This is a genomic window from Serratia sp. K-E0102, from assembly GCF_029962625.1.
GTDB classification, from domain to species: Bacteria; Pseudomonadota; Gammaproteobacteria; order Enterobacterales; family Enterobacteriaceae; genus Serratia; species Serratia sarumanii.
The window spans coordinates 1,670,118-1,694,380 of sequence record NZ_CP124754.1 but is presented as its reverse complement, the minus strand read 5'-3'; the positions used below and the strand labels follow the sequence as shown (position 1 = coordinate 1,694,380).

Here is a 24,263-nt window from a genome sequence, read left to right as displayed (position 1 = left end):
CCCGCATCGTTGTGTTTAACGCCGGAAACGCCGGCACGCCCTTTACCTCTACTACCTGTGGGAAGACGGATCTATGGAAACGCGGCGCGAAGAACGTATCAACCGGTTAGTTCAGGCGTTAAAACGCGCTGACAAGATCCACCTGAAAGAAGCCGCCGTGCTGCTGGGGGTCTCGGAGATGACCATTCGCCGCGATCTGAGCGCCGAACCGGCGGCGGTGGTGCTGCTCGGCGGCTACGTGGTGACCGATCCGCGCAGCAACGGCGTCACCAACTACTTCGTTTCCGATCAAAAAGCCAAGCAGGTGACGGAGAAACGGCGCATCGGCCTGCTGGCGGCGCCGTTGATCAATGAAAACGACACGGTGTTTTTCGACTGCGGCACCACCACCCCGGCGATCATCGACGCCATCGCCGACGAGCTGATCTTCACCGCCGTGTGTCATTCGCTGAACACCTTCCTGGCGCTGCAGGACAAACCGAACTGCAAAGTGGTCCTGTGCGGCGGTGAGTTCAAGCCGAACAACTACATCTTTTCCAGCGTCGGCGGCCGCAACGAGCTCGATCACATCTGCCCGAACATCGCCTTTATCTCCGCCGCCGGCCTCAGCCTGCAGCATGGCGCCACCTGCTTCAACTTCGACGAGCTGGAGATGAAGCATCGCGCCATGGCGATGGCGCAGCAAAAGATCCTGGTGGCGGATCACAGCAAGTTCGGCAAAACCAAACCGGCCTGCATCGGCCCGCTGACGCAGTTCGATCGGGTGATCAGCGACCGCCAACCGGACGCCGACTTCATGGCGTTCTTCAACGACAACGCCATCGCTACCCGCTATTAATTCGCCTTCTGCGCCGTCGAAACCGACGGCGCACCGCTGCAATCCCCTTCTTTCCCCGCCCGAAAATGAACAAATAATGCGCAATCGATTCGCGTTTTTCGCTTATCCGCACGCAACATCAGGTTAATAAAATGCAACAGGTCACCCGGGTGATTATTTTCTCGCAGGCTAAACCCGCTGCCAGCTGGGTGAATTAACGACTATTTATGGCTTTTATATGATAAATCGCGCCAAAGGCCGCGATGTTTAAATAAACGGCGGTTTAAGCGGTTGCAGCAAATATCGCCAATACCTGTTAGGCATCTGTTATTTATATGATGAATGGTTACGCATTTCTATCCGCTAACCACGTAAGTAATTTCCCTTCGTTATTAACGGCGATTTTCATTAAAAACCATTTAAAAACAAATCGATGAATGAAATTTTACTTAAAAATACAATGTGATCCACATCACTAAAACTGCTTAATCCGGGTTTTTCGCTAGATCCAAAACCACGCATAAAATATATTGCTCGGCTTGCTGCTGAGCACAGCGCTTTATCCGGCTAATTATTGTACAAACCGCATAATCGCAGAAATTATTATGAGAGCGTTCTCAGCACAAAATCTTACACAAATGTGCAACAAATGCGCGAAAAATCGATAAAAAAGCAGATAACTGCACATATTGCGCATTTGAGAGCAGGATCACGGTTGTTTCTACTGTAAATCGTTATCTTGCCGCCAACAAAAATCGACAGGCAAAGACCTGTCGGCAGCGGTAACGACTTTTATCGCCCGTGACGGTGAAAAGTCTTTAGTGAATTACCCGGCGCTGTGCCTTGGTAATGAACACAATAAACAACCAGGGGGACGCCAAAACATCCCCGCAAGCAACACCTGATTCTTACCGCAAGCGTTGCCTGAATAGGACGTTTGACGGTTTAACCTTAAGTTTTGCCTTTTAATTTTAAATTCGTGTTCACTTCGGAGATATTTATGGACACTACACAGACCGGCACAATTGCCTCTGCGGCCTCGGGCTCCAGCAGTACCTGGCGTAAAACGGATACCATGTGGATGTTGGGCCTGTACGGCACCGCCATCGGCGCAGGCGTCCTGTTCTTGCCAATCAACGCCGGCATCGGCGGTTTGATTCCTCTGATCATCATGGCCATCATCGCTTTTCCGATGACCTTCTTTGCCCACCGCGGCCTGTGCCGTTTCGTTCTGTCCGGCAAGAATCCCGGTGAAGACATCACCGCCGTGGTAGAAGAGCACTTCGGCATCACCGCCGGTAAACTGATCACCCTGCTGTACTTCTTCGCCATCTACCCGATTCTGCTGGTTTACAGCGTGGCGATCACCAACACCGTCGACAGCTTCATCACCCACCAGTTGGGTATGACGTCGCCACCGCGCGCCATCCTGTCGCTGATCCTGATCGTCGGCCTGATGACCATCGTGCGCTTCGGTGAGCAGGCCATCGTGAAAACCATGAGCATCCTGGTCTTCCCGTTCGTCGCGGTGCTGATGCTGCTGGCGGTGTATCTGATCCCTAACTGGACCGGCGCCATCTTCGAAAACGTGTCGCTGTCCGGCAGCGGTACCGGCATGGGCCACGGCCTGATCATGACCCTGTGGCTGGCGATCCCGGTAATGGTGTTCTCCTTCAACCACTCGCCGATCATCTCCGCCTTCGCCGTCGCCAAACGCGAAGAGTACGGCGCAGACGCCGAGAAGAAATGCTCCCGCATTCTGGCCTACGCACACATCATGATGGTGCTGACCGTAATGTTCTTCGTGTTCAGCTGCGTGCTGAGCCTGACGCCGGAAAACCTGGCGGAAGCCAAGGCGCAGAACATCTCGATTCTGTCTTACCTGGCTAACCACTTTAATAACCCGATGATCGAGTACATCGCGCCGGTTATCGCCTTCGTCGCCATCACCAAATCGTTCCTGGGCCACTACCTGGGCGCGCGTGAAGGCTTCAACGGCCTGGTTGCCAAGTCGATGAAGAGCCGCGGCAAAACCGTCAGCACCGCCAAGCTGAACCGCATGACCGCTATCTTCATGCTGGTGACCACCTGGATCGTCGCCACCCTGAACCCAAGCATCCTGGGCATGATCGAAACCCTGGGCGGCCCAATCATCGCCATGCTGCTGTTCCTGATGCCGATGTATGCCATCCGTAAAGTGCCTGCCATGCGCAAGTACAGCGGCCACATCAGCAACGTGTTCGTGGTTGTGATGGGTCTGATCGCCATCTCTGCTATCGTGTTCAGCCTGCTCGGCTAATCACGTCCGGCCGGCGCCGCTGCGCGCCGGCTCTCCCGCACTCCCCCATTTCCCGTATTCACCGCCTGAAACCTGAAGAAGGAGGCGAGACCATGGTCAGCGTTTTCGATATTTTCAAAATTGGCATCGGCCCATCCAGTTCCCACACCGTTGGCCCGATGAAAGCCGGCAAACAGTTCGTCGACGATCTGATCGCCCACCAGCAGTTGCAGGACACCACCCGCGTGGTGGTCGACGTGTACGGTTCGCTGTCGTTGACCGGTAAAGGCCACCACACCGATATCGCCATCATCATGGGCCTGGCCGGCAACCTGCCGCACGACGTGGACATCGACAGCATTCCCGGCTTTATCCGCGACGTCGAACAGCGCGGCCGCCTGCCGCTGGCCAACGGCCATCACGAGGTGGATTTCCCGCAGCACGGCGGCATGAATTTCCACAGCGATAACCTGCCGCTGCACGAAAACGGCATGCGCATCCGCGCCTTCGCCGGTGAGCGCCTGCTGCACAGCAAAACCTATTACTCGATCGGCGGCGGTTTCATCGTCGACGAAGAGCACTTCGGCCAGTCCGCCGAGGGCGCCACGCCGGTGCCCTACCCGTTCAAATCGGCGCACGATCTGCAGCAGCATTGCAAAGACACCGGGCTGTCGCTGTCCGGCCTGGTGATGCAGAACGAGCTGGCGCTGCGCAGCAAGGCCGATATCGACGCGCACTTCGCCGACGTCTGGCAGGTGATGAGCGCCGGTATCGAGCGCGGCATCAACACCGAAGGCTTGCTGCCCGGCCCGATGAAGGTGCCGCGTCGCGCCGCCGCGCTGCGCCGCATTCTGGTGACCGGAGACAAGAACAATATCGACCCGATGAACGTGGTCGATTGGATCAACATGTTCGCGCTGGCGGTCAACGAAGAAAACGCCGCCGGTGGCCGCGTGGTCACCGCGCCGACCAACGGCGCCTGCGGCATCATTCCTGCGGTGCTGGCTTACTACGACAAGTTCATCCGTCCGGTAAACGCCAACTCCTACACCCGTTACTTCCTGGCGTCCGGTGTGATTGGCGCGCTGTACAAGATGAACGCCTCGATCTCCGGCGCCGAAGTGGGCTGCCAGGGGGAAGTGGGCGTGGCCTGTTCGATGGCGGCGGCCGGGTTGACCGAGCTGCTGGGCGGCAGCCCGGCGCAGGTGTGCATCGCGGCGGAGATCGCCATGGAGCACCATTTGGGGCTGACCTGCGATCCGCTCGCCGGCCAGGTTCAGGTGCCCTGCATCGAGCGTAACGCCATTTCCGCCGTCAAGGCGGTCAACGCCGCGCGCATGGCGATGCGCCGCACCAGCGAACCGCGAGTTTGTCTGGATAAGGTGATCGAAACCATGTACGAAACCGGCAAAGACATGAACGCCAAATACCGCGAAACCTCGCAGGGCGGGCTGGCGATCAAGGTCGTGGCCTGCAACTGACCGCCACGGCGAGGCACTTAAGGCGCCGGCCGCTCCGATTGGGCCGGCGCCGTCTCAGTGCTGCGCCTTCCCTGCCGCAATGCCAGGCTGAATGCCGGCTCGCGCCCCCACGGCGCCGGGACGGGCGCTGTGCCGCAGCCAGCCGTAAAGTTCGGCATTACGCCGGAACCCCATCTTGCGCATAACGCTCATCTTGTGATTGCTGACGGTTTTCACGCTGATGTCCAGCATCCGTGCGATTTGCGTCACTCCCATCTCCCGCGTCATGCAGCGCATGATCTCCTGTTCGCGCAGCGTCAGGCCTCGGTGCTGGCATACGCAGTTCATGCCACAACTCGGCCTGCCCGGCCATTTGCTGCGCCGCTCCAACTCGGCGTTCACCTGATACAGCGCCGATACCAGCGGCGTATCGTGGTAGATGACGCCGGCCTCCAGCGCGCAGCGGGTGCCGGCGGTGCGTTTATGCCGCCCCTCCGGCGTTCGCAACGAGAAATACAGCGTTTGGCGCCCCGCAGCCTGCGCTTCAAAGAAGTGACAAAAACAGCTTTGCACGCCGGGAGGAAAATAGCAGAACACCAGATCGGCTTCGTGAACCTGCTGCGCATCCAGTAACAGCGTGCGCTTGCCGTAAGTGCTGAAGTGCAGCGCCAGGGCCTCCTGCCAACCAGCGCTGAAGTAACGGTTTTCATCAAATAGCGCGATTTTTATCATGGTGTTCATCCCTGCCCTCCCGCCGTGTCGGCTTCCCGTTTAACCGCCTTGGCACCCTTTGCCGGTGCCTGGCTGTTGTCGATGCGTAATTCATAAACCATGGTGGCGTTGGGCGGCACCTTCGGCGGATAGCCGGTTTCGCCGTAGGCCAGCGCCGGCGGCACGACCATCGTCAGCGAACCGTGGTTATGCAGATGGCTTATCGCCTCCCGAAACAGCGGCGGATATTCGGACAGCGGTTGCGACAGCACCTTGCCGCTCAGTTCCATATCCTGGATCACCGTGCCGTCGGTCAGTTTCTCCTTCACCACCACATCGACCACCGCCGTTGGCGCCAACGCCCCCTCCCCGGCGTAATCCACCCGATACCAGAAGCCCATCGCCGACGGCTTAACGCCCTTTTGTTGACGGAACTGCGCCAGGTAATCTTCGTCACGCCGCCGCTGTTCGTTAACGCGTTTCTCACGCGCGGCCACGGCGGCGGCATCCGCCTGCGCCGTCAGCGCATTCAGTTCATCCGGCGGCAGCTGCAAACGCCCCGACACGCTATCGATGACGCCCGCCAACAGGCTGTCGCGATCCACCGGTACGCCCCAGCTTTGACGCTCCGCCACTACCCCCTGAATGTCGCGCCCCAGCGCACTGCCCGCCGCGTAGGACAAACGCTTGCGTTCATCCTTCAACTGCTCCGGCGTCATCTCCCATTGCAGCCGCTGATGCAGCGCCAACAGCGCCTCGCGCGCCTGCTGGGTCGCCTTCTGCTCAGCGGCTCGCTTCTGCTCACTCGCTTCCAACGCGGCGTGCAGAGCGTGCAGCGCCTCCTGGTGCTCGCGCTGGCGTTGTGCAAGCGTCTGTGCCGATGCCTGTGCGGCGGACTCCAGCTCGCTGGCGCGCCGTTCGGCCTGCATCGCCGCCGCTTTGGTTTTGGCGGTTTCCTGCGTCGCCTGACGCAGCAGCGCCTCGGCGCGCTGGGCATCGGGCGAACCGCGCCAGGCGGCGCCCAGCCCGGCGATCCACTGCTGCAGCGTTGACGAGTCCGGCAACATCGCGACGGATGGCGCCGCTTTCTCCGCCCGCAGCGCGGCAAGTTCCTGGCGCAACATCGTCAGTTCCATTCGCTGGCGCGCCAGCTGTTGGTCACGCGCCAATAATGCCTGGCTCAGCGTAAAAGCTTTGGCCGGTGAAGCCGGCTGTTGGGTGTCCGACGGGCGCTTCGCCGGCTCACGCTTTTTTTGCCCCGACGCGCGGTCGGCGGGCGCCGCGTTTTCGCTCTTCGGCCCGGTGCTCTGCCGTTGATACTGCTCGGCAAACTGCAGCAGCGCCGGCACGCCGTCGTCCGCCTGCGCAACGCCGGTGAACAGCAGAGCGACACAGCCGAGCAGACGCATCCTCATTTAATCTGCTCTCCGCGATCCGCCAGCCCGGTCAACACCGCCTGATTCACCCCGGCGCACAGATAGTTGACCTTGTAGCGATACAGCGCATCCACCGTCTCCTGCGTGTCGCCGTTTACCCGGGCGCGTAGATTGGCGTACTGCGAAGCGCCGCTCATCAGGCTGTCGAAGGCCTGTTTATAGCGCTGATATTGTTTCTCGTTGATGGTGCGCAATGCGCCCAGTTGCTGCTGGCACTGCTGCAGCTGCTCGGCCTCACGCTGCTTGCGCAAAGCCTCTTCTGACGGCGCTTGCACAGCCTGATTTTGGGTGTTCACGGCGGGTTTGCCCGATTTTTGGTTTTGACAGGCGGCGGCGCTCAACGCCAACAGGCACAGCAGGCCCATGCGCAGGGCGCGATTGAGGGGCTTTATCATCATTGCGTTTTTTGTCCTTGTAGACGCTTATTCGTATTCCAGCGTAAAAGTGGCCACCGCGCTGAAGGTGCCGCGGCCGATGGTCTTCGTTTGGATAGCCTCCGGTTCCCCCTGCACATAGGCCTGCAGCGTGAGCGTGGTGTTGCCGGCATTCAGGCGGAATTTATCGCTGGCGCGATTGAGCGGCAGCGCCTTGCCGCTGCTGTCCTCCAACCCGATGCCGATCCCCGAGGCCAGGCTGCCGGCATCCAGCGCCAGCAGGCCGGGCAGTTTGGCGTTCTCGGTGCCGGTAAACGTAATGGCCACCGTATTGCCCAGGCTGAGATCGCACTCGGTCAGGTGCAACGCGAAGGTTTGGCTATGGGTGCGGGTGTTCAGATACAGGTATTTGTCGACGATGGTGCCGAAATCCAGTTGGATATCCTCATCTCCCGGCTGAATGACGCACGGCTCGGCCACCAGCGTCCCGTGAAAGCGCATGTTTTCCGCCGCGTCCGCCGGCTGCGCCATCATGCCGGCCACCATGACCATGCCTGCCCCCAACAGCGCGCTCCGGCGCCGGTTCGTCTCTGTCGCGCGCATGACGCCACTCCCTTTGGTTAGGCTTGCGCCGGCTCGGCGCAAGCGGCGTATTAGTCGTAATAAAGGCGGAAATCGATCGCCGCACGGTAGGCGCCGGCGCTCAGCGTCGCCGGGGTGCGCACCGGCGTCACCGTATACGTCAGGGTGTTTTGTCCCGGCGTCAGCAAGATCGGTTTGTTACGCGCGCCGAGGCGCACCGGCAGGCCGCTGGCATCCGCCAACTGCAACCCCAAGCCGGTGACGCCGGCGACCCTGACCAGGCTCGGCGCGTCGTCATCCGTCGGCGCGGCAAACGCCACGGACACCGCAGGCTGGCTGCCGCTCCAGGCCAGCACCCCGGTCCAGGCGTCGCGGTTGCTCGCCGGCGCCCGCAGGCAGTCTTTCAGCGTCAGCTCGAACGCCACCGGCGTGCCGCGATCGCCCGGGCGCTGAAAATGCGCCGTTCCCGTCTCCCCCAGCCACACTTCCTGACGAGCGGTGGTCATTTCCAGACTGCAGGCGCTTTCCGTCAACGCGCCGTAGACGTGGAGCGTGCCGTTCGCGCCCTCCACCTCCCAGTTGTCCACCGCGCGGGCCGGCGGCATCAGCATCAGCATCGTGCCCGCCGTCAGCGGCACCATCAGCGCGGCCAACACCGTCAGGCCGATAGTGCGTCGCTGATGACGTTCATAGGCTTTTCCCAACAACATGGGGATCTTTCGTTGCATGATTCGTTCACTCCGCTGTGTTCACTCTGTCTTCCCTGCTGGCGCGGCTCGTCATTTGGCGACCGGCACGACCTGGCAGGCATTGCCGGCGCAGCGGAAGTTCAACTGCGGCCGCCCACCGTAATCGTTGATGTACGCCAGCGACGGCCCGTTGCCGAGGCTCGCGGCGGAGACGTTCAGCGGGGCGCTGGCCTTCGGCGCCACCATCAGCGGTTCAAAGCCCGCCGCCCCTTTCCCGCCCTTGCCGGCGCTCGCCTCAACGATCGTCACGTAATACGGGGTCGGGTTGTTCACCACGTACTTGTCGCCCTGCCGGGTCAGCGTCAGCTGCTCCTGCCACGGCGCCGCGTTCTTTTTCGGGGCGAGCGCCGCCGGGCGATAAAACATTTTGATGCGCGTCTGCAGCGCTATCTGCAGCGTGTTCGGCTTATTGCTGCGCGGCGGGATCTCACGCAGGTTGAAGTAATACAGCGTCTCCCTGTCCTGCGGCAGCTGACGCGCCGCCGGCAGCGACTGGATCTTCACCTGGCTCGGTTTGCCCGGTTCCACCCGCTGCACCGGCGGCAGCACGGTGAAAGGGCTTTGGATCTTGTTGCCGCGATCGTCTTCGATCCATCCCTGCGCCAGATACGGCAACTGTTTGTTCTGGTTACTGATGTTGAGACTGACCGTTTTCAGGTCGCCGTCGAAAATCACGCGCGTGCGATCCAGCGCGATGGCCGCATGAGCGGGCAGGCTGACCGCGCCGATCGTCAACGCGGCGGCGAGCGGGCCCACAAGGAAAACGGTCTTTCTGGTCATAGTCAGATTCATCATGTCTTCACGGTTCCAGTCGGCCGGAAGCGGACGAGCCCGCCCCGGCGGTTTAGCGGCGGAGCGCACTCCGCCGGGTGTATGTCAGTTGGCGTCGGCCGCCGGCTTGTCGCCGGCAAGAGGACGGCAAGGCAGCAGCAACGTGTTCATCAACATTTCGGCCGGCAGCGGCGCCGGCAGCTGGATTTCACACTGCGCCGCGCCGTTCCAGTGCACGCTCATGCGCTCGCCGGGATTGAGGCCGGACAGGTAAACGCTGCCGCCGTCATTGATGATGCCGGTCTCCTGTTTGCGGGCATTCAGCACCGTGGCGCCGAACGGCGGCTCGCTGCCGTCCGCCAGCTTGACGATCGCCATCGCCTTCTCGCCGGCGATCACCTCAAACTTGCGGTAGCCGATGGCCCCCTCGGTCAACGTGGCCTGCACCACCGAACGCGTCGCCTCGACGTTGTCGCTCAGGCTGTTGAGATCGATACTGGCCTTATTGCGGTAGTAGCTGTTTACATCCGCCACCACCGCCTTGCCGTAACGGTTGGTCAGCACCGTACTGCCGTAGCCACGCACCGGCACACCGGCGACGCCTTCGGTATCGAGCAGCAAGCGCGTGCCGCCCGGCGTATTGACGCGGTGCAGCACCGCCCCTTCCGCCGCCATTGTCAGGCCGCCCTGCGCGCCGATGCCGACGGCGCTGTAGCGGCCGGCCTGGTAGCTGGCGTTGGCGTTGATCTGCGCCATGTCGCCCTGATGGCTGTAATAACCGCTGGCCGTCGCTCCGCTGCGTGCGGCGCCGGCGCTGATCTGATAGTTGTTGTGTTCATCGACCCGGTTGTAGTACCCGACCCGGTGGGCGTTCTCTTCGCGATCGAGCGTCATGTTGTAACTGAGCGTGCCCGCGCTGCCCCAGGGCAGCGACAGCGACAGATACATCCCGTCGTCGTTGCGCTCGTTGTAACGGTTGCGATAGGCCGACAGCGACACGCTGACGTTCTTGAAATCGCCGATGTCGAAGTAGCGCGACACCATCAGGTTGTAACGATCGTTCGGTGCCCGATCCCAGTAGGTTTGGTGGCTGTAGTTGAGATAGGTGCTCAGCCCCAGATCGCGGAACTGTTTGTTGAAGGTGATGGTGTACATCTCCTTGCTCTTGCCGCTGCGCCCCCCTTCGTAACGCGCATCCAGGTAGTCCCCCATGCTCATGAAGTCTTCCTGAGAGAAGCGGTAACCGGCGAAGGTGACCTGGCTGTCGTATTCATCGAAGTTCTTCGAATAGCTCAGCCGGTACGAACCGCCGGTCAGCGTGCCATCCTGCGGCAAACGCGCACGCGACTGCGTGGCATCGAACGACAACGCCCCCAGCGCCATCAGATCGCGCCCGATCCCCAGCGACAGCGCGTTGTAATCGCCGCCGGCGATGCCCCCGCCGTACAGCGACCAGCCGTTGCTGATCCCCCAGGAGAACTCGCCGGTGCCGAACATCGGCCCGCGCAGATGGTGCCCCCACTCCGACGGCTTGCCCGTCGCCAGCTTGTAACGCACCGTACCCGGCCGCGTCAGATAAGGGATGTTGGCGGTGTTCATCTTGAACTCCTGCACGCTGCCGTCCTGCTCTTCGACGCGCACGTCCAGCTCGCCGGAAACCGCATCGTTGATGTCCTGAATGCGGAACGGCCCCGCCGCCACCTGCGTTTCATACAGCACGCGCCCCTGCTGGCTGACCACCACCTTGGCGTTGGTTTTCGCCACGCCGGTCACTTCCGGCGCATAGCCGCGCAGGTTGGGCGGCAACATGCTGTCGTCGGATCGCAGACTGACGCCGGTAAAGCGCAGGCTGTCGAAAATGTCGGAGTTCAGGTAATCCTCACCCATCGTCAGCCGCGAACGCAGCGCCGGGATCGCCCGGTAGGCGTAATAGCGGCTCCAGTCGAACTGTTTGTCGGTCGGCTGAGAAGAGCCGGTCTGATGGTTGAGGTTGGCCTGCCAGTCGGCGCGCAGACGCCAGGCGCCCAGGTTGGCGCCGCCGGTGCCATTGCCGCTCAGGCTGTAACTGCTGCCGCCCTTCTGATGTTTTTGCGTTTGGGCGTTGACGTTATAGTCAAACAGCAGCCCAGGAATACCATCATCCCAGCGCGAAGGCGGGTCCCAGTTTTCCGAGCTGTATTCCAGATAGGCCTGAGGAATGTTGAGATACAGCGAAGAGCTGGCAAGATCGCCGCGGGCTTCCATCCCCGCCAGGCTGGAGGCGTCAAGGCAACGGCCGCCGTGCGTCCAGTTCAGCGTGCTTAACAGTTTTTCTTTCAGCCCCAGTTGGTTGACCAACTCCGGCGAAAGACAGGCTTCGCTGCCTTTAGGATCGTTCTCGGGCGCCATAAACGTCACCGGCTGTTCCGGCAGATCGTTCTTATTGACGTGCACCACCATGGTATAAACGCCCGGCATGATGTAGCCGCTGCGCGTGAATTGGCTCAGATCGATATTTTTGCGATCGTTGATGTCCAATACGTCGGTATTGAATTGAATCACGTCGGCGGCATAGACCAACGCGATTGGATTTCCCAGAGAAAGGGCAACGCAAAGCCCCAAGGCCTGAAGACGAAATAACTTCCCTGCCGGTGAAAGCATAATAAAGTCCTTTCAATAACGAATTAACCGTCAGTACGAGAAAAAATCAAAAATAATCCAGCTTAAAACGCACTGTGGAAAAATACGCTCCCACCTTCAACGGCTGGTGATTCGGCATCAACGTCATGGAATAATTCAGCACTCGGTTCCCCGGTATTATTCCCTCCATCGGCAAAGGTTTCCCTGGAATAACCGCCGTGCCGCTGCTGTCTTTTATCTCCAATGCAACGCCGCGCGCATCGCCCTGTACGCCAAACAGAGCGCCTTCCGCATAACCATCAAACGTGACCTGAAAGAATTTCCAGTCAGGCTTGTTTTCCGGCCGTTCCAAAATGCAATTGACCAATTCGATACTGAAAGGTTTGGTCATCCCCTGGCCGTCACGAATGATCTGCCCGAGAGGAATAGTGTCCATATCGATCGTCTGATCGCGGCTGCCGGCGGCAATGGCGCAGGCGGTGTCGATAATGGCGCCGTGCATGTTGACTTTGCCCCACCCCTGCGCGGCGGAAGTTGCATGGCCGGGCGCAAACGCCAACGACGCCAAAAGAACGGCACCCGCTCGATTCCTTGGTAAAAACATCGCGACATTCCTTTGACAGGGAGATTCACCAGGCATGCGGCGAACCCCATGCCTGGTTGATTAAGCCTTCGGGCTCACTTACTGATAAGCCAGGGTGAAATCGGCTACGGCAGTGAAATCGCCCGGAACGATGGCGGCGGAAGCGCCTTCGCCCTGCAGGTAGGCGGCGAAATGCAGGGTGTTGTTGCCGGTATTCAGGGTCTGCGCGGTAGTCGCTTCACCCAGTTTGATCGGCTGGCCATTGTAAGAGATGGCTACGCCGGCGCCGCTGGCGGTGCCCGCGATACCCAACAGATCCTTGTCGGTGGACGATGCGACGCCGCTGAAGGTGGTTTTAACGGTTTTCAGCGTGGTGATGTCGCACTGCTCCAGTTTGATTTCAAACGGACGCGGGTTGGATTTGCCGCCGTTTTTCAACGCCACGTTGGAAACCTGGCCCAGATCTACGGTCTGATCGATCGACTCGGGCGCAATAGAGCATGGCGCATCAATAATAGAGCCCGTGAAGGTGACCTTACCGTGTCCCTGATCGGCTGCCTGTGCAAAAGAACTTGCGCCAAATGCAATCACTGCAGCCATCATGATTTTGTTAAGTTTCATAGAACCTATATTCCTTATAAGAAAAAATGCATATTCCAATCAAGAAAAAGAGCAACAGGAAACCTGCTCGCGCTTATATGTGCGCAGCCCTGATTCTTTAGCATCTTGCTGGTTGGTTAACTGCCAAAACCCAAAGGCATCGACAATAAATACGTCGATAACGGCAAGTCTGCAGCGGCCCACCCATTAATGAATCCGTCATATAAAAATAAACGAAATCACAACAAGCAGAGGCCAATACTTTCTAATCCGTCCTTCTTGTCCGGCGATGAATATTCTGGCAAATGCCTCTCAGCAAAAAAAGGCTTTTTTTGATCAAGGCGAACATTCGCAATTTATTTCCTAATTGAAGTTAATTTACTGTTATTTTTAGCCTCATAGATCGTAAAAGATACTTTTATAGAGCAATATCCTGTTTTTCTTTGATTCCCAAGTAATCAGATCGCAAAGTGGCGCTTTGTGAATATAATAAACCAAAATTTTAGGTTTCAGCGTGACGCCACCCCTGCCTAAGCACAGGTAAAAACGGGGCGGGCAACGCCTTTTTTTTCAATCCTGATAAATAGATAGGAATTTTCTTTGTTCGCGTTTTACCTCGTTGTTGGTAGGCAGCGAAAGTTTGTTTTTTCTTAGGAATACGGCAATCGGAATACAGAGGAAGTGCTATGGAAGCGTTATCTCCGAAACAAAAGGAAATACGGCAATTGCAGCACGATCTGCTGCAAACATTATTCGCGCAGTCGCCCCGTAAGTGCCCTATCGGCGGGTTGCCGCCACAGCAGCAATGGCTATCGACGCGGCAACTGGCCAATGCCGTCAACGTTGGTGTTTACCGGGCGCGGCGGCTATTGCTGGATCTTGTCTCCCGGAAAAAAGTGATTGTGACGGATGGCTCTATCAACAACTCATTGAGGTGGTATCCCACCGCGTTGCTGAACGGTGATAACGACGGCATCTCCAACAGCGATGCCCCTCACTCCCCTTTAACGGAATAAATATGGCCAGCCGGCCTGATTGGCAATATTTCATTGCGGAGTAACGCCGCACACTATTTATATATATTGGGATATTATCGTGAGAAAAACAGCCCTGCTATTTTTACGTTGCTGCCTGGCATTATCTTTCTTCATGCTGTTTGGCAACGCCAACGCGTTTACCTGCCGCACGTCCGATGGCGGACTGATTCCACCCGGGGGCTCGACCACGCCGGTTGACGTCCGGGTACGCATCGGGCCACAGCTTTCTTATGGCAAAAACGAAATCGTCAACGTCAGCCAGGTCACCTGTAAAAACGACGTCGCGAGCTGGTATGACTATCTCAAAACCGACAGCCCGGCGCTGACGATGAACAGTGCGATTTTTGGCGCCATCGGCAGCGGCACCACCATCAACGGCAGCGATTACAACTCCCCGGTGCCATCAGGCATCAGCGTACTCAGCCTTACCGGCCTGCAAACCCAGTCGGTCGCCATCCGGGTCTATATCGTGTTGAACCGTTTCCCAACGCCGGACATCAAGGTGAACAAAGGCGACGTCATCGGCCAAATCAACTTTATTCAGACCAACGATCAGCCGGGTTGCCCACAGTGCGGCGTTTATCGCTGGCGCCTGATCGCCGACAACGACGCTTACTTCGTCACCACCAGCTGCACCATCAACAACGGCCAGCAGATTAACGTCGACTTCGGCCAGATCCGTCAGGACTTTCTGACCCAGAGCGCCAATGATGCCCAGATAAAACAGGACAAAGCGCTCAGCTACCAATGCGACGACCAGAGCGCGACGCAGGATATTCTGATCCGCATGGTCAGCGATGCCAGCGGCTTCTCCAGCGATTTTATCAAGACCACCAATCCTAACGTCGGCGTGGCGATGATGTACAACGGCGCGGTGGTGAAGCCGAACAATGCCTTCAGAACGCGCATCGTCAACGGCCAGGGCAACGATACCGTGACCTTTGTACCGGTAAAGAACAATGTCCCTTACACCAGCATCGCCACCGGCCCGCTATCGGGTTCGGCTACGCTGATCTTCAGCGCACCTTGAGACGGGAGCAAGAATGAACATGACGAGTAAAACGCGCTGCGCTCTGCTGTGGGCGCTGAGCCTGATTAGCGCCGCGGCTCAGGCCGCCGACCAGGGTACCAAAGTCAACATCACCGCCACCGTGGTGGCGCCCCCGCCTTGCGTGATCAACGACGGGCGCACCATCGATATCGACTTCGGCAAGGTCGGCATCAAGCGCATCGACGGCAATCGCTATATGCAACGCATCGATTACAGCATCAAATGCGAGTTTCTGGATAACAGCCGCCAGCTGAAAATGAAGATCATGGGCAGCGCGGCGGCCTTCGACGGCAGCGTGTTAACCAGCAGCGTCAATGGATTGGGCATCAAACTGTTGGCCAACGGTAAGGCCTTCGCCATCAATACGCCGCTGAACATCGACTACGCCAATCCGCCGACGCTTGATGCGGTGCCGGTGAAAAACAGCGCCGTCCCCCTGGCGGAAGGCGATTTCACCAGCGGCGCCACCATGCTGGTGGACTACTTTTAATCACCGCCCCCAAAAAATCGCGAAAAAAAGCCGCAACCTCGCAGTTGCGGCCTGGTCGAGGATCGTGCGCCCGGGGCGCGCTCCTCACATCAGGGTATTCAGCCGAAGATCCCGCCGAACCACTGGCTCAGCTTCATCATCACCATATCCCAGATGCGGCTGAAGAAGTTGCCCTCTTTCACCTCTTGCATCACCACCAGCGGGTGTTGCTCGATGGTCTTGCCGTCCAGCTGGAAATCGATGGTGCCGACCACCTGGTTTTTCGCCAACGGCGCTTCCAGCGTCGGTTGGGTCAGCTTGTAGCTGGCCTTCAGGTTTTTCATCTGCCCTTTCGGAATGGTGACCGAGGCGTCTTTCGCCACGCCGAGCGGCACTTCGCTGACGTCGCCGAACCACACTTTCTGGGTGACGAACGGCTTATCGGCCTTGATCGGCGTCGCGGTTTCATAGAAGCGGAAGCCCCAGGTCAGCAGTTTTTCGCTTTCGCTAAAGCGCACGCGATCGCTCGGCGCGCCCAGCACCACCGAGATCAGGCGCATCGAGCCGTCGGTGGCCGATGCCACCAGGTTGTGGCCGGCGCCGCTGGTGTAACCGGTCTTGATGCCGTCGACGTTCAGGTTGCTGCTCCACAGCAGGCGGTTGCGGTTAACCTGGCGGATCTTGTTAAAGGTGAATTCTTTCTCTTTATGCAGCGCGTATTCGTCCGGCACGTCGCGGATCAGCGCCTGGCTCAGCAGCGCCATGTCGCGCGCGGTGCTGTACTGCCCTTCCGCATCCAGGCCGTGCACCGTCAGGAAGTGGGTGTTCTGCAGCCCCAGAGATTTGGCGTAATTGTTCATCAGGCCGACGAACGAATCCTGGCTGCCCGCCACGTAGTCCGCCAGCGCGATGCTGGCGTCGTTGCCCGACTGGATCACGATGCCTTTATTCAGCTCCAGCACCGGCACCTGATCGCCCGGCTTGATGAACATCAGCGAAGAACCGCGCAGCGCCGGGTTGCCGGGCGCCCAGGCGTCTTTGCCGACGGTGACCATGTCTTCCGGCTTGATCTTGCCGGCCTTGATCGCCTGCCCAATCACGTAGCTGGACATGATCTTGGTCAGGCTGGCGGGATCGAGGCGGGTGTCGGCATTGCCTTCGGTCAACACCTTGCCGCTGTTGTAATCCATCAGAATGAAGGCCTTGGCGTCTACCTGCGGCGGCGCCGGCGGCTCGGCCGCATGCACGGCCGGGGCGGCCAGCAACAGGATGCCTACGCTGAAGGTCAGTTTTTTCAGGGAAGTGGATAAGTTTTTTTTCATCATGACGTCGCCAGAGTGTCCATTCAAATCATTGAAATAGCGTTAACTTTCAAACATGTTCACGTTTTAAGCCAACCAGCGAGAGTGGCCCGGTGCGCGCGTGCCGGCCGCAACCCCCTGCGGCGCCCGTAGCGGGTAACGCAGCGCACCGAAAATGCCCTTGCTGTGAGTTTATGTGATTTATCTTATTTTTGCAGGGTTTAGCGTGAATTTTCAGCATTTTTACATAACTGTACGCAACCCCCCGCTTATCGTTCAAAAAAGCATCGTGACGCGCATTTTTGCACCCACCCACGGCTACACGGCCAAGCATCTGCACTGCTAAACATCTGCGCATCCATACGTCTAAAAAAGATTAATATATTCCATAATGGCATATACAACCGTTATTTGTTCTTTTTAAAGCGCTTATTCTCAGCGCTATCATCCACATAACGACTTTTATACTGAATAATCCTGGAGATGAGTCATGGCGATCCCCCATTCCGTCATCGAGATGATTGGCAATACCCCGATGCTGGAACTGACCCGGTTCGATACCGGCCCGTGCCGGCTGTTCGTCAAGCTGGAGAATCAAAACCCCGGCGGTTCGATCAAAGACCGCGTGGCGCTGTCGATGATCGAACAGGCCGAGCGCGACGGCAAGCTGCAGCCGGGCGGCACCATCATCGAAGCCACCGCCGGCAATACCGGCCTGGGGCTGGCGCTGGTGGCGGCGCTGAAAGGCTATAAGCTGCTGCTGGTGGTGCCGGACAAGATGAGCCGCGAGAAGATCTTCCACCTGCGCGCGCTGGGCGTGGAAGTGCTGCTGACCCGCTCGGACGTCGGCAAGGGGCATCCGGCTTACTATCAGGATTACGCCAAACGCCTGGCCGGGGAGATCCCCGGCGCCTTTTATATCGATCAGTTCAACAACCCGGCCAATCCGGCGGCCCATACCACCACCACCGCGCCCGAACTGTGGCGGCAGATGGAGCATGACGTGGACGCTATCGTGGTTGGCGTCGGCTCCGGCGGCACGCTGGGCGGGTTGAGCCGCTATTTCGCCGAGGTTTCGCCGCAGACGGAATTCGTGCTGGCCGACCCTGCCGGCTCTATCCTGGCGGACTATCTCGACAACGGCCGCATCGGCGAAGCGGGCAGTTGGCTGGTGGAAGGCATCGGCGAAGACTTCGTCCCGCCGCTCAGCGACTTTGACCAGGTCCGCAACGCTTACCGCATCGGCGACGCCGAAGCCTTCACCACCGCGCGCGATCTGCTGCGCAAGGAAGGCGTGCTGGCGGGATCGTCCACCGGCACCCTGCTGGCCGCCGCGCTGCGTTACTGCCGCGCACAGACCGAACCCAAGCGGGTGGTGACCTTCGTCTGCGACAGCGGCAACAAATACCTGTCTAAAATGTATAACGACCACTGGATGCTGGAACAGGGCCTGCTGAGCAAGCCGCAGCACGGCGATCTGCGCGATCTGATCGCCTACCGCCACGACGAAGGCGCCGCCGTCTCCGCCGCGCCGGACGACACGCTGGCGATCGTGCACGCCCGCATGCGGCTGTACGACATCTCGCAGCTGCCGGTGCTGGAAGGCGATCGGGTGGTCGGCCTGATCGATGAGTGGGATCTGCTGAACGCCGTCCAGGCCGACGCCGCCCACTTCAGCCTGCCGGCCGGCAGCGCGATGACCAAGCAAGTCCAGACGCTGCAAAAGGAAGCCGGCTACGACGAATTGCAGGCCACCTTCAACCATGGCCACGTCGCGGTGGTGCTCGACGGCGAGCGCTTCCTCGGCCTGATTACCCGCACAGACGTGCTAAACGCCTGGCGCCAAAAATTACGTTAATAAGGACCCTTTATGGCCAAGTTTGATACGTTGACCGTTCACGCCGGTTACACCCCGGACGCCACCGGCGCCGTGATGCCGGCAATTTACGCCACCTCCACCTACGCCCAACCGGCGCCGGGCGAGCATACCGGCTACGAATACTCCCGCAGCGCCAACCCGACGCGCACCGCGCTGGAAAGCGCCATCGCCGAACTGGAGGGCGGCAGCCGCGGCTACGCCTTCGCCTCCGGCCTGGCGGCCTGCTCCACGGTGCTGGAGCTGCTCGATAAGGACAGCCACCTGATCGCAGTAGACGATCTGTACGGCGGCACCTATCGCCTGCTGGAAAAAGTGCGCAGCCGCACCGCCGGCCTGCGCGTCACCTACGTGTCGCCGGCGGATCTCGCCGGGCTGGAGCAGGCGATCGAGCCGGACACCAAAATGATCTGGGTAGAGACCCCGACCAACCCGCTGCTGAAGCTGGCGGATCTGAGCGCCATTGCCGCGATCGCCAAAAAGCATGGGCTCATCAGCGTGGCGGACAATACCTTCGCCTCGCCGTATCTGCAGCGCCCGCTGGATCTGGGCTTTGACGTGGTGGTGCACTCCGCCACCAAATACCTCAACGGCCACTCCGACGTGGTGGCCGGCGTCGCGGCGGTGGGGGATAACCCGGCGCTGGCGGAACAGCTCGGTTTCCTGCAAAACGCGGTCGGCGGCATTCTCGATCCGTTCAGCAGCTTCCTGACGCTGCGCGGCATTCGCACCCTGGCACTGCGCATGCAGCGCCACAGCGACAGCGCGCTGCGCATCGCCCAGTGGCTGGAGAGCCAGCCGCAGGTGGAAAACGTCTACTATCCCGGCCTGCCTAGCCATCCGCAGCACGCGCTGGCGGCGCGCCAGATGACGCGCTTCGGCGGCATGATCTCGGTGCGGCTGAAAGGCGACGACGCCTATGCGCGCCGGGTCATCAAGCGCTCGCGCCTGTTCACCCTGGCGGAAAGCCTGGGCGGCGTGGAAAGCCTGATCAGCCAGCCGTTCAGCATGACGCACGCCTCCATTCCGCTGGAACAGCGCCTGGCAACCGGCATCACGCCGCAGCTGGTGCGCCTGTCGGTGGGGATTGAGGATGTGGAAGATCTGATCGCCGATCTGCAGCAGGCGCTGGCGGAATAATCGCCTGCATCAAGCGCCATCAGCCCGGCCGGCGCGCCGGGCTTTTTTGTGCCTGCTATTCAGACGCCGATGACGTCCCGATAAAAGCGCTGCGCCACATCGGGGTGGGAACGGATGCGGCCTTTCAGGTAGTTATACCCCACGTCGCGCAGCAGCGGGTTGAGCGGATCGCTGGCCGGGCCGCGCGCCTGCGCCGCCAGCGGCGGCGGCAGTTGATACAGCGGCACCACCGCGTCCAAGCGCGCGCCGAGGAAAAAAGCGATCGACAGCCTGTCGCGCCCCGCCGGCGGCGTTTCCACCCGGTGCACCGTGGCGCGCAGATAGCCGTTGGTCGCCAGTTCCAGCAGCTCGCCGATGTTCACCACGAAGGTGTCTTCACGCGGCTGGGCGTCGAGCCACTGCCCTTCGCTCACCTCTACCTGCAGCCCTTTTTGCTCGTCCTGCAGCAGGAAGCTGAGAAAACCGGAATCCTTGTGCGCGCCGACGCCCTGTGCGCTGGCGGTAGCGTCCCGCCCCGGATAGCGAATCAGTTTGATGTGCTCGTTGGGTTTATCGCCGTACAAGCGATCGAAAGCCTGCTCCGGCAACGACAACGCCAAAGCGAAAGCGCGCAGCAGCCGCAGCGACATGGCGGTCATCGCCTGCTGCCACTGCAGCAGCAGCGGTTTCAGCGTCGGCAGCGCCGCCGGCCACTGGTTTGGCCCCTGCAGGCGCGCCCAGCGCGGGGTGTCGTCAGACAGCGTCAGCGCCGGGCGTTCGGCGCCGATATCGAACTGCTCGCGCCAGTCCGGCTGGCCGCGCGTGAGCTCCGCCGCCGCCCGGTTGTAACCGCGAAAGTGCGGCGAATGCACCATCTGCACCGCCAATTTGTCGGCTTCCGGCAGCGCGAAAAATTGCCGCGCGCCCTGCTGCAGCCGCGCATTCAGCACACTGTCCACGCCGTGCCCGCGCAGATAGAAAAAGCCGACGTCGCGGGCCGCCGCGCGCAGATCGTCGAGAAAGGCGCGCCGCTGGCGCGCATCGCCGTCAAGCAGCGAAAGATCCAGCAGCGGCAGCGTCTTCAGCGTCGTCAGATGCGTCATCGTGCGGTTCCTCTTCTTCCCCAATCACAATCGGGCTGCCATACAGGCGAATAATCAACATTGTCACTCCCTACCGGGTAGCTGCATTTGTTCCATAGTTATCACCGCGCTCGCCGGGGCGGCCAATATTGTTGCGTTCTAAGTTATGCAAACGTTCAACAAACTGTCGCAAAACCGTCATCAATGTTTCTTATGCTCTGCGCAATTTCGCCGACGCCGCTGGCTGGCGACGGGCGCTATCCGCTATCCTGTAAACGACCTCATACCCTGCCTGCCGGAGAAATACTGATGGATTTAGCCTTATTCGACCTGGATGAAACCCTGATTGACGATGACAGCGCCAGCCTGTGGATCCGCTGGCTGGTCGGCCAGGGCTTCGCGCCGGCGGAGCTGGAGCTGCAGGAGCAGCAGCTGATGCAGCTTTATTATCAGGGCAAGCTGTCGATGGAGGACTACATGCAGGCCACGCTGGCGCCGCTGGCCGGCCTGAGCGTGCAAACCGTGGCCGGCTGGGTACAGCGTTACATCCGGCGTGACATCCTGCCGCGCGTCTATCCCGCCGCCCGTGAACGCCTGCAGTGGCACCGCGAGCGCGGCGACTGCATTCTGGTGATCTCCGCCACCGGCGAGCATCTGGTGGCGCCGATCGCCGAACAGCTCGGCGCCGATGATGCGCTGGCGATCGGCGTGGAAATCAGCGACGGCCGCTTCACCGGCAACACCTACGGCACCATGACCTATCAACAGGGCAAGGTGATCCGCCTGCAACGCTGGCTGGCGCAGCATCCGCACCTGAAATTCGAACACAGCCACGGCTACAGCGACTCCCTCAACGATAAAGCGATGCTGCAATTCGTCGACAGCGCCACGGTGATCAACCCCGACAGCGAACTGAGCGCGCTGGCGGCGGAGCACGGCTGGGAAGTGTGCCGCTGGGAACGCTGAGCGGCAGGCAAAAAGTGCCCTGCGGTGTGACAAATAGCGTTTTGTGGCGTAGGTATAGAGGGTCCTTAATCCACTAACGGAGTTGCGCAATGCTGACCATTTGGGGCCGTGAGAATTCGAACAACGTCAGGAAGGTGCTGTGGTGCGCCGCCGAACTGGGGCTGAGCTATACCCACATCAACGCCGGCGGCGCGTTCGGCAAGGTGAACGAAGAGAGTTACCGCGCGCTGAACCCGAACGGCCTGGTGCCGCTGCTGCAGGACGATGACTTCGTGCTGTGGGAATCCAACACCATCGTGCGCTATCTGGCGGCGAAATTCGGCGACGCGACGTTCTATCCGCAAGATCTGCAGGCGCGCGCCGCCGCCGAGAAGTGGATGGACTGGACCACCTCAACCATCGTCCCGGCCTTCACCATCGTCTTTTGGGGCCTGATCCGCACCGCGCCGGAATTGCGCGACATGGCGAAAATCGAAGCGGCGATCGCCACGCTGGAAAAGCACTTCGACGTCATCGAACAGACGCTGGCGCACCAGCCTTACCTCTCCGGCGACGCGTTCGGCTTCGGCGATATCCCGCTCGGCAGCTTCGCCTACGCCTGGTTCGAAATGCCGATCGCCCGCCGCCCGCGGCCGAACATGGAGCGCTGGTATCAGCAGCTGCGCGCCCGCCCGGCCTATCAGCGCGGCGTGATGAGCGAACTCACCTGATCGCTGCGGGGCGTTACGACGCCCCGACCTTCAGCAGCTTGCCGTCCCGCTCGTCCGTCAGCAGATACAGATAGCCATCCGGTCCGCTGCGCACCTCGCGAATGCGCTCGCCGCGATCGCCCAGCAGCCGCTCTTCCGCCACCACCTTGTCGCCTTCCAGCGTCAGGCGAATCAGTTCCTTTTGCGCCAGCGCGCCGATGAACAGCGAGTGCCGCCAGGCGGGGAAGCGCTGCCCGTCATAAAACGCCATGCCGCTGAGGCCGGGCGATACCCGCCAATAGTGCAGCGGCTGTTCGGTGCCGGGCACCCGTTCCCCTTTGGCCTCGGGGATCGGCTGGCCGGAATAGTTGATGCCGTAGGTGGCCAGCGGCCAGCCGTAGTTTTTACCCGGCAGCGGGAGGTTGAGCTCATCGCCGCCGCGCGGGCCGTGCTCGTGTTCCCAGATCGCGCCGCTCCACGGGTTCAGCGCCAACCCTTGCGGATTGCGGTGGCCGTAGGACCAAACCTCCGGCCGTTTGCCGGCCTGGCCGACCCAGGGGTTGTCCGGCGGCACCGCGCCTTCGGCGGTCAGTCGCACCAGCTTGCCCTGCAGCTTGTCGGTCTCCTGCGCCGTCGGCCGCTGGTTGTTTTCGCCCAGCGCGATAAACAGGTAGCCCTGCCTGTCGAACGCCAGCTTGCCGCCGAAGTGATTGCCGACCGACAGCTTGGGCAGCTGGCGGAAGATCACCTTGAAGTTTTCCAGCCGCGCGCCGTCGTCGCTCAAACGGCCGTAGCCGACCGCCGTGCCGGCTTTGCCGCCCTCGCCTGGTTCGGCGAAGCTGAGGTACACCCGGCGGCTGGCGGCGAAGTCGGGGGCCGGCAACACCTCCAGCAGGCCGCCCTGCCCCTCGGCGTAAACCTGCGGCACGCCGGCGATCGGCGGCGACAGGCCTTTGCCCTGCTGCCACAACCGCAGCCGGCCGGGCCGCTCGGTGATAAGCAGGCCTTGTTCCGCCGGCAAAAAGGCCAGCGACCACGGGTGTTCCAGGCCGTCCTGCAGTTGGCTGACCGTCGGCGCGGCGTGCAGCAGGCCGCTGCACAGCAGCAAACCGGCCAGCAAAGTCAATCGGGGCATGGCATCCTCCTGGGGGTGAAATGACCCGTTTAGTGTAGCCCACTCAGCGGGCGCGGTCGTTTGCATTACATTTCAACAGGTTGCCTTTTAGCCGCAGTGTGCTTAAGTTAACCCATCACCCAGGAGGAATCATGGACATTACCGTTACCGACGCGATTGACGAACACACTCTCGATGCGATCAGGCAAGGCCTGCGCGCTTACAACCTGCCGCATATCGATGCCCGTCACCGCAAGCCGCTCAGCGTCTATGCGCGCGACGAGGCCGGCACGGTGATCGGCGGGCTGACCGCCGAAACCTGGGGCAACTGGCTGAGCGTCGAATGGCTGTGGGTGGCGGATTCCCAGCGCGGCAGCGGCCTCGGCGGCCGGTTGATGCGCGCCGCCGAACGCGAGGCGCAGGCGCGCGGCTGCCGCTACGCTCGCCTGGATACCTTCAGCTTCCAAGCGCGGCCGTTCTACGAAAAACTCGGCTATCAGCTGCAAATGACGCTGAAAGAGTATCCGGTGGAACATGAGTGTTATTTTCTTACCAAAACCCTGACTGATTAATGGATGG

Annotated in this window: 23 protein-coding genes; 11 read left to right on the top strand and 12 right to left on the bottom strand. The window is 60.4% G+C overall.

Annotated elements, in window-relative coordinates; all coding sequences use genetic code 11:
- The first annotated feature begins 73 nt into the window (after nt 1–73).
- The 3 genes from deoR (at nt 74) to SSARUM2_RS08085 (ending at nt 4,576) form a co-directional block, all read left to right on the top strand.
- Nucleotides 74–838, top strand: a complete 765-nt coding sequence (gene deoR / locus SSARUM2_RS08095) for a DNA-binding transcriptional repressor DeoR (RefSeq protein WP_033637797.1) — start codon at nt 74–76, stop codon at nt 836–838.
- 979 nt (nt 839–1,817) lie between these two features.
- Nucleotides 1,818–3,116 (top strand): HAAAP family serine/threonine permease, encoded by a 1,299-nt coding sequence (locus SSARUM2_RS08090; RefSeq protein ID WP_004938697.1) that lies wholly within the window; start codon nt 1,818–1,820, stop codon nt 3,114–3,116.
- A gap of 92 nt (nt 3,117–3,208) precedes the next feature.
- The gene (locus tag SSARUM2_RS08085; RefSeq protein ID WP_033646691.1) at nt 3,209–4,576 is read left to right on the top strand and encodes an L-serine ammonia-lyase; all 1,368 of its coding nucleotides are present in this window, start codon (nt 3,209–3,211) and stop codon (nt 4,574–4,576) included.
- 54 nt (nt 4,577–4,630) lie between these two features.
- Here the strand turns inward: SSARUM2_RS08085 and SSARUM2_RS08080 are convergent, their stop codons facing one another.
- The 9 genes from SSARUM2_RS08080 to SSARUM2_RS08040 all read right to left on the bottom strand — a co-directional run bounded on the left by SSARUM2_RS08080 (nt 4,631) and on the right by SSARUM2_RS08040 (nt 13,001).
- Complete coding sequence (locus tag SSARUM2_RS08080) at nt 4,631–5,296, bottom strand: helix-turn-helix transcriptional regulator (protein WP_041034282.1); 666 nt, start codon at nt 5,294–5,296, stop codon at nt 4,631–4,633.
- Nucleotides 5,293–6,681 carry an FKBP-type peptidyl-prolyl cis-trans isomerase N-terminal domain-containing protein gene (locus SSARUM2_RS08075; RefSeq protein ID WP_048321397.1) on the bottom strand — a complete coding sequence of 463 codons (1,389 nt, stop codon included), beginning with the start codon at nt 6,679–6,681 and terminating at the stop codon, nt 5,293–5,295. The genes SSARUM2_RS08080 and SSARUM2_RS08075 overlap by 4 nt, the downstream gene beginning before the upstream one ends.
- Nucleotides 6,678–7,100, bottom strand: a complete 423-nt coding sequence (locus SSARUM2_RS08070) for a hypothetical protein (RefSeq protein WP_048321396.1) — start codon at nt 7,098–7,100, stop codon at nt 6,678–6,680. The genes SSARUM2_RS08075 and SSARUM2_RS08070 overlap by 4 nt, the downstream gene beginning before the upstream one ends.
- A 24-nt stretch (nt 7,101–7,124) precedes the next feature.
- Complete coding sequence (locus SSARUM2_RS08065; RefSeq protein WP_033646700.1) at nt 7,125–7,679, bottom strand: fimbrial protein; 555 nt, start codon at nt 7,677–7,679, stop codon at nt 7,125–7,127.
- Nucleotides 7,680–7,729: 50 nt separating this feature from the next.
- Nucleotides 7,730–8,368, bottom strand: coding sequence for a fimbrial protein (locus tag SSARUM2_RS08060; RefSeq protein ID WP_053063689.1), 639 nt, complete (start codon nt 8,366–8,368; stop codon nt 7,730–7,732).
- Nucleotides 8,369–8,437: 69 nt separating this feature from the next.
- Nucleotides 8,438–9,202, bottom strand: a complete 765-nt coding sequence (locus SSARUM2_RS08055; protein WP_048321394.1) for a fimbria/pilus periplasmic chaperone — start codon at nt 9,200–9,202, stop codon at nt 8,438–8,440.
- 81 nt (nt 9,203–9,283) lie between these two features.
- Entirely contained in the window at nt 9,284–11,818 is a 2,535-nt protein-coding gene (locus SSARUM2_RS08050; RefSeq protein ID WP_049234301.1) for an outer membrane usher protein, read from the bottom strand.
- Nucleotides 11,819–11,864: 46 nt separating this feature from the next.
- Nucleotides 11,865–12,401, bottom strand: a complete 537-nt coding sequence (locus SSARUM2_RS08045) for a fimbrial protein (protein ID WP_033654626.1) — start codon at nt 12,399–12,401, stop codon at nt 11,865–11,867.
- A gap of 78 nt (nt 12,402–12,479) precedes the next feature.
- Nucleotides 12,480–13,001, bottom strand: coding sequence for a fimbrial protein (locus tag SSARUM2_RS08040; protein ID WP_025302212.1), 522 nt, complete (start codon nt 12,999–13,001; stop codon nt 12,480–12,482).
- 665 nt (nt 13,002–13,666) lie between these two features.
- Between SSARUM2_RS08040 and SSARUM2_RS08035 the strand changes: the two genes are divergently transcribed.
- From SSARUM2_RS08035 to SSARUM2_RS08025, 3 genes are all read left to right on the top strand, one after another.
- On the top strand, nt 13,667–13,996 hold the full coding sequence (locus tag SSARUM2_RS08035; RefSeq protein ID WP_033646709.1) for a hypothetical protein: 330 nt from the start codon (nt 13,667–13,669) through the stop codon (nt 13,994–13,996).
- 133 nt (nt 13,997–14,129) lie between these two features.
- Complete coding sequence (locus tag SSARUM2_RS08030; protein WP_072270166.1) at nt 14,130–15,047, top strand: fimbrial protein; 918 nt, start codon at nt 14,130–14,132, stop codon at nt 15,045–15,047.
- Nucleotides 15,048–15,066: 19 nt separating this feature from the next.
- Nucleotides 15,067–15,558: a fimbrial protein gene (locus tag SSARUM2_RS08025; protein WP_225369105.1), complete on the top strand. Its 492-nt coding sequence runs from the start codon at nt 15,067–15,069 to the stop codon at nt 15,556–15,558.
- A 98-nt stretch (nt 15,559–15,656) separates the two neighbouring features.
- Here the strand turns inward: SSARUM2_RS08025 and SSARUM2_RS08020 are convergent, their stop codons facing one another.
- Complete coding sequence (locus SSARUM2_RS08020) at nt 15,657–16,862, bottom strand: serine hydrolase (protein WP_060453210.1); 1,206 nt, start codon at nt 16,860–16,862, stop codon at nt 15,657–15,659.
- A 466-nt stretch (nt 16,863–17,328) separates the two neighbouring features.
- Here SSARUM2_RS08020 and SSARUM2_RS08015 point away from each other — a divergent pair, with 466 nt between their 5' ends.
- Both SSARUM2_RS08015 and SSARUM2_RS08010 read left to right on the top strand, forming a co-directional pair.
- Nucleotides 17,329–18,696 carry a cystathionine beta-synthase gene (locus SSARUM2_RS08015; protein ID WP_033637785.1) on the top strand — a complete coding sequence of 456 codons (1,368 nt, stop codon included), beginning with the start codon at nt 17,329–17,331 and terminating at the stop codon, nt 18,694–18,696.
- Between the two features lie 12 nt (nt 18,697–18,708).
- Nucleotides 18,709–19,854 (top strand): PLP-dependent aspartate aminotransferase family protein, encoded by a 1,146-nt coding sequence (locus tag SSARUM2_RS08010; RefSeq protein ID WP_033637784.1) that lies wholly within the window; start codon nt 18,709–18,711, stop codon nt 19,852–19,854.
- Nucleotides 19,855–19,913: 59 nt separating this feature from the next.
- Here the strand turns inward: SSARUM2_RS08010 and SSARUM2_RS08005 are convergent, their stop codons facing one another.
- A complete protein-coding gene (locus SSARUM2_RS08005) occupies nt 19,914–20,936 on the bottom strand; it encodes an isopenicillin N synthase family oxygenase (protein WP_049212986.1) in 1,023 nt (340 codons plus the stop codon).
- 288 nt (nt 20,937–21,224) lie between these two features.
- On the opposite strand from SSARUM2_RS08005, the gene SSARUM2_RS08000 reads away from it, so the two are divergent.
- Both SSARUM2_RS08000 and SSARUM2_RS07995 read left to right on the top strand, forming a co-directional pair.
- Nucleotides 21,225–21,881: an HAD family hydrolase gene (locus SSARUM2_RS08000; RefSeq protein ID WP_033646717.1), complete on the top strand. Its 657-nt coding sequence runs from the start codon at nt 21,225–21,227 to the stop codon at nt 21,879–21,881.
- A gap of 89 nt (nt 21,882–21,970) precedes the next feature.
- Nucleotides 21,971–22,591, top strand: a complete 621-nt coding sequence (locus tag SSARUM2_RS07995) for a glutathione S-transferase (protein ID WP_048322642.1) — start codon at nt 21,971–21,973, stop codon at nt 22,589–22,591.
- A 13-nt stretch (nt 22,592–22,604) separates the two neighbouring features.
- Here the strand turns inward: SSARUM2_RS07995 and SSARUM2_RS07990 are convergent, their stop codons facing one another.
- On the bottom strand, nt 22,605–23,705 hold the full coding sequence (locus tag SSARUM2_RS07990) for a PQQ-dependent sugar dehydrogenase (RefSeq protein ID WP_049212987.1): 1,101 nt from the start codon (nt 23,703–23,705) through the stop codon (nt 22,605–22,607).
- A gap of 131 nt (nt 23,706–23,836) precedes the next feature.
- Here SSARUM2_RS07990 and SSARUM2_RS07985 point away from each other — a divergent pair, with 131 nt between their 5' ends.
- The gene (locus SSARUM2_RS07985) at nt 23,837–24,256 is read left to right on the top strand and encodes a GNAT family N-acetyltransferase (protein ID WP_041034264.1); all 420 of its coding nucleotides are present in this window, start codon (nt 23,837–23,839) and stop codon (nt 24,254–24,256) included.
- Nucleotides 24,257–24,263: the final 7 nt, after the last annotated feature.

Bases quoted from the DNA above. Each gene is read 5' to 3' on its own strand.
- deoR (WP_033637797.1), top strand. From the start codon at position 74: ATGGAAACGCGGCGCGAAGAACGTATCAACCGGTTAGTTCAGGCGTTA.
- SSARUM2_RS08090 (WP_004938697.1), top strand. From the start codon at position 1,818: ATGGACACTACACAGACCGGCACAATTGCCTCTGCGGCCTCGGGCTCC.
- SSARUM2_RS08085 (WP_033646691.1), top strand. From the start codon at position 3,209: ATGGTCAGCGTTTTCGATATTTTCAAAATTGGCATCGGCCCATCCAGT.
- SSARUM2_RS08080 (WP_041034282.1), bottom strand. From the start codon at position 5,296: ATGAACACCATGATAAAAATCGCGCTATTTGATGAAAACCGTTACTTC.
- SSARUM2_RS08075 (WP_048321397.1), bottom strand. From the start codon at position 6,681: ATGAGGATGCGTCTGCTCGGCTGTGTCGCTCTGCTGTTCACCGGCGTT.
- SSARUM2_RS08070 (WP_048321396.1), bottom strand. From the start codon at position 7,100: ATGATGATAAAGCCCCTCAATCGCGCCCTGCGCATGGGCCTGCTGTGC.
- SSARUM2_RS08065 (WP_033646700.1), bottom strand. From the start codon at position 7,679: ATGCGCGCGACAGAGACGAACCGGCGCCGGAGCGCGCTGTTGGGGGCA.
- SSARUM2_RS08060 (WP_053063689.1), bottom strand. From the start codon at position 8,368: ATGTTGTTGGGAAAAGCCTATGAACGTCATCAGCGACGCACTATCGGC.
- SSARUM2_RS08055 (WP_048321394.1), bottom strand. From the start codon at position 9,202: ATGATGAATCTGACTATGACCAGAAAGACCGTTTTCCTTGTGGGCCCG.
- SSARUM2_RS08050 (WP_049234301.1), bottom strand. From the start codon at position 11,818: ATGCTTTCACCGGCAGGGAAGTTATTTCGTCTTCAGGCCTTGGGGCTT.
- SSARUM2_RS08045 (WP_033654626.1), bottom strand. From the start codon at position 12,401: ATGTTTTTACCAAGGAATCGAGCGGGTGCCGTTCTTTTGGCGTCGTTG.
- SSARUM2_RS08040 (WP_025302212.1), bottom strand. From the start codon at position 13,001: ATGAAACTTAACAAAATCATGATGGCTGCAGTGATTGCATTTGGCGCA.
- SSARUM2_RS08035 (WP_033646709.1), top strand. From the start codon at position 13,667: ATGGAAGCGTTATCTCCGAAACAAAAGGAAATACGGCAATTGCAGCAC.
- SSARUM2_RS08030 (WP_072270166.1), top strand. From the start codon at position 14,130: ATGCTGTTTGGCAACGCCAACGCGTTTACCTGCCGCACGTCCGATGGC.
- SSARUM2_RS08025 (WP_225369105.1), top strand. From the start codon at position 15,067: ATGACGAGTAAAACGCGCTGCGCTCTGCTGTGGGCGCTGAGCCTGATT.
- SSARUM2_RS08020 (WP_060453210.1), bottom strand. From the start codon at position 16,862: ATGATGAAAAAAAACTTATCCACTTCCCTGAAAAAACTGACCTTCAGC.
- SSARUM2_RS08015 (WP_033637785.1), top strand. From the start codon at position 17,329: ATGGCGATCCCCCATTCCGTCATCGAGATGATTGGCAATACCCCGATG.
- SSARUM2_RS08010 (WP_033637784.1), top strand. From the start codon at position 18,709: ATGGCCAAGTTTGATACGTTGACCGTTCACGCCGGTTACACCCCGGAC.
- SSARUM2_RS08005 (WP_049212986.1), bottom strand. From the start codon at position 20,936: ATGACGCATCTGACGACGCTGAAGACGCTGCCGCTGCTGGATCTTTCG.
- SSARUM2_RS08000 (WP_033646717.1), top strand. From the start codon at position 21,225: ATGGATTTAGCCTTATTCGACCTGGATGAAACCCTGATTGACGATGAC.
- SSARUM2_RS07995 (WP_048322642.1), top strand. From the start codon at position 21,971: ATGCTGACCATTTGGGGCCGTGAGAATTCGAACAACGTCAGGAAGGTG.
- SSARUM2_RS07990 (WP_049212987.1), bottom strand. From the start codon at position 23,705: ATGCCCCGATTGACTTTGCTGGCCGGTTTGCTGCTGTGCAGCGGCCTG.
- SSARUM2_RS07985 (WP_041034264.1), top strand. From the start codon at position 23,837: ATGGACATTACCGTTACCGACGCGATTGACGAACACACTCTCGATGCG.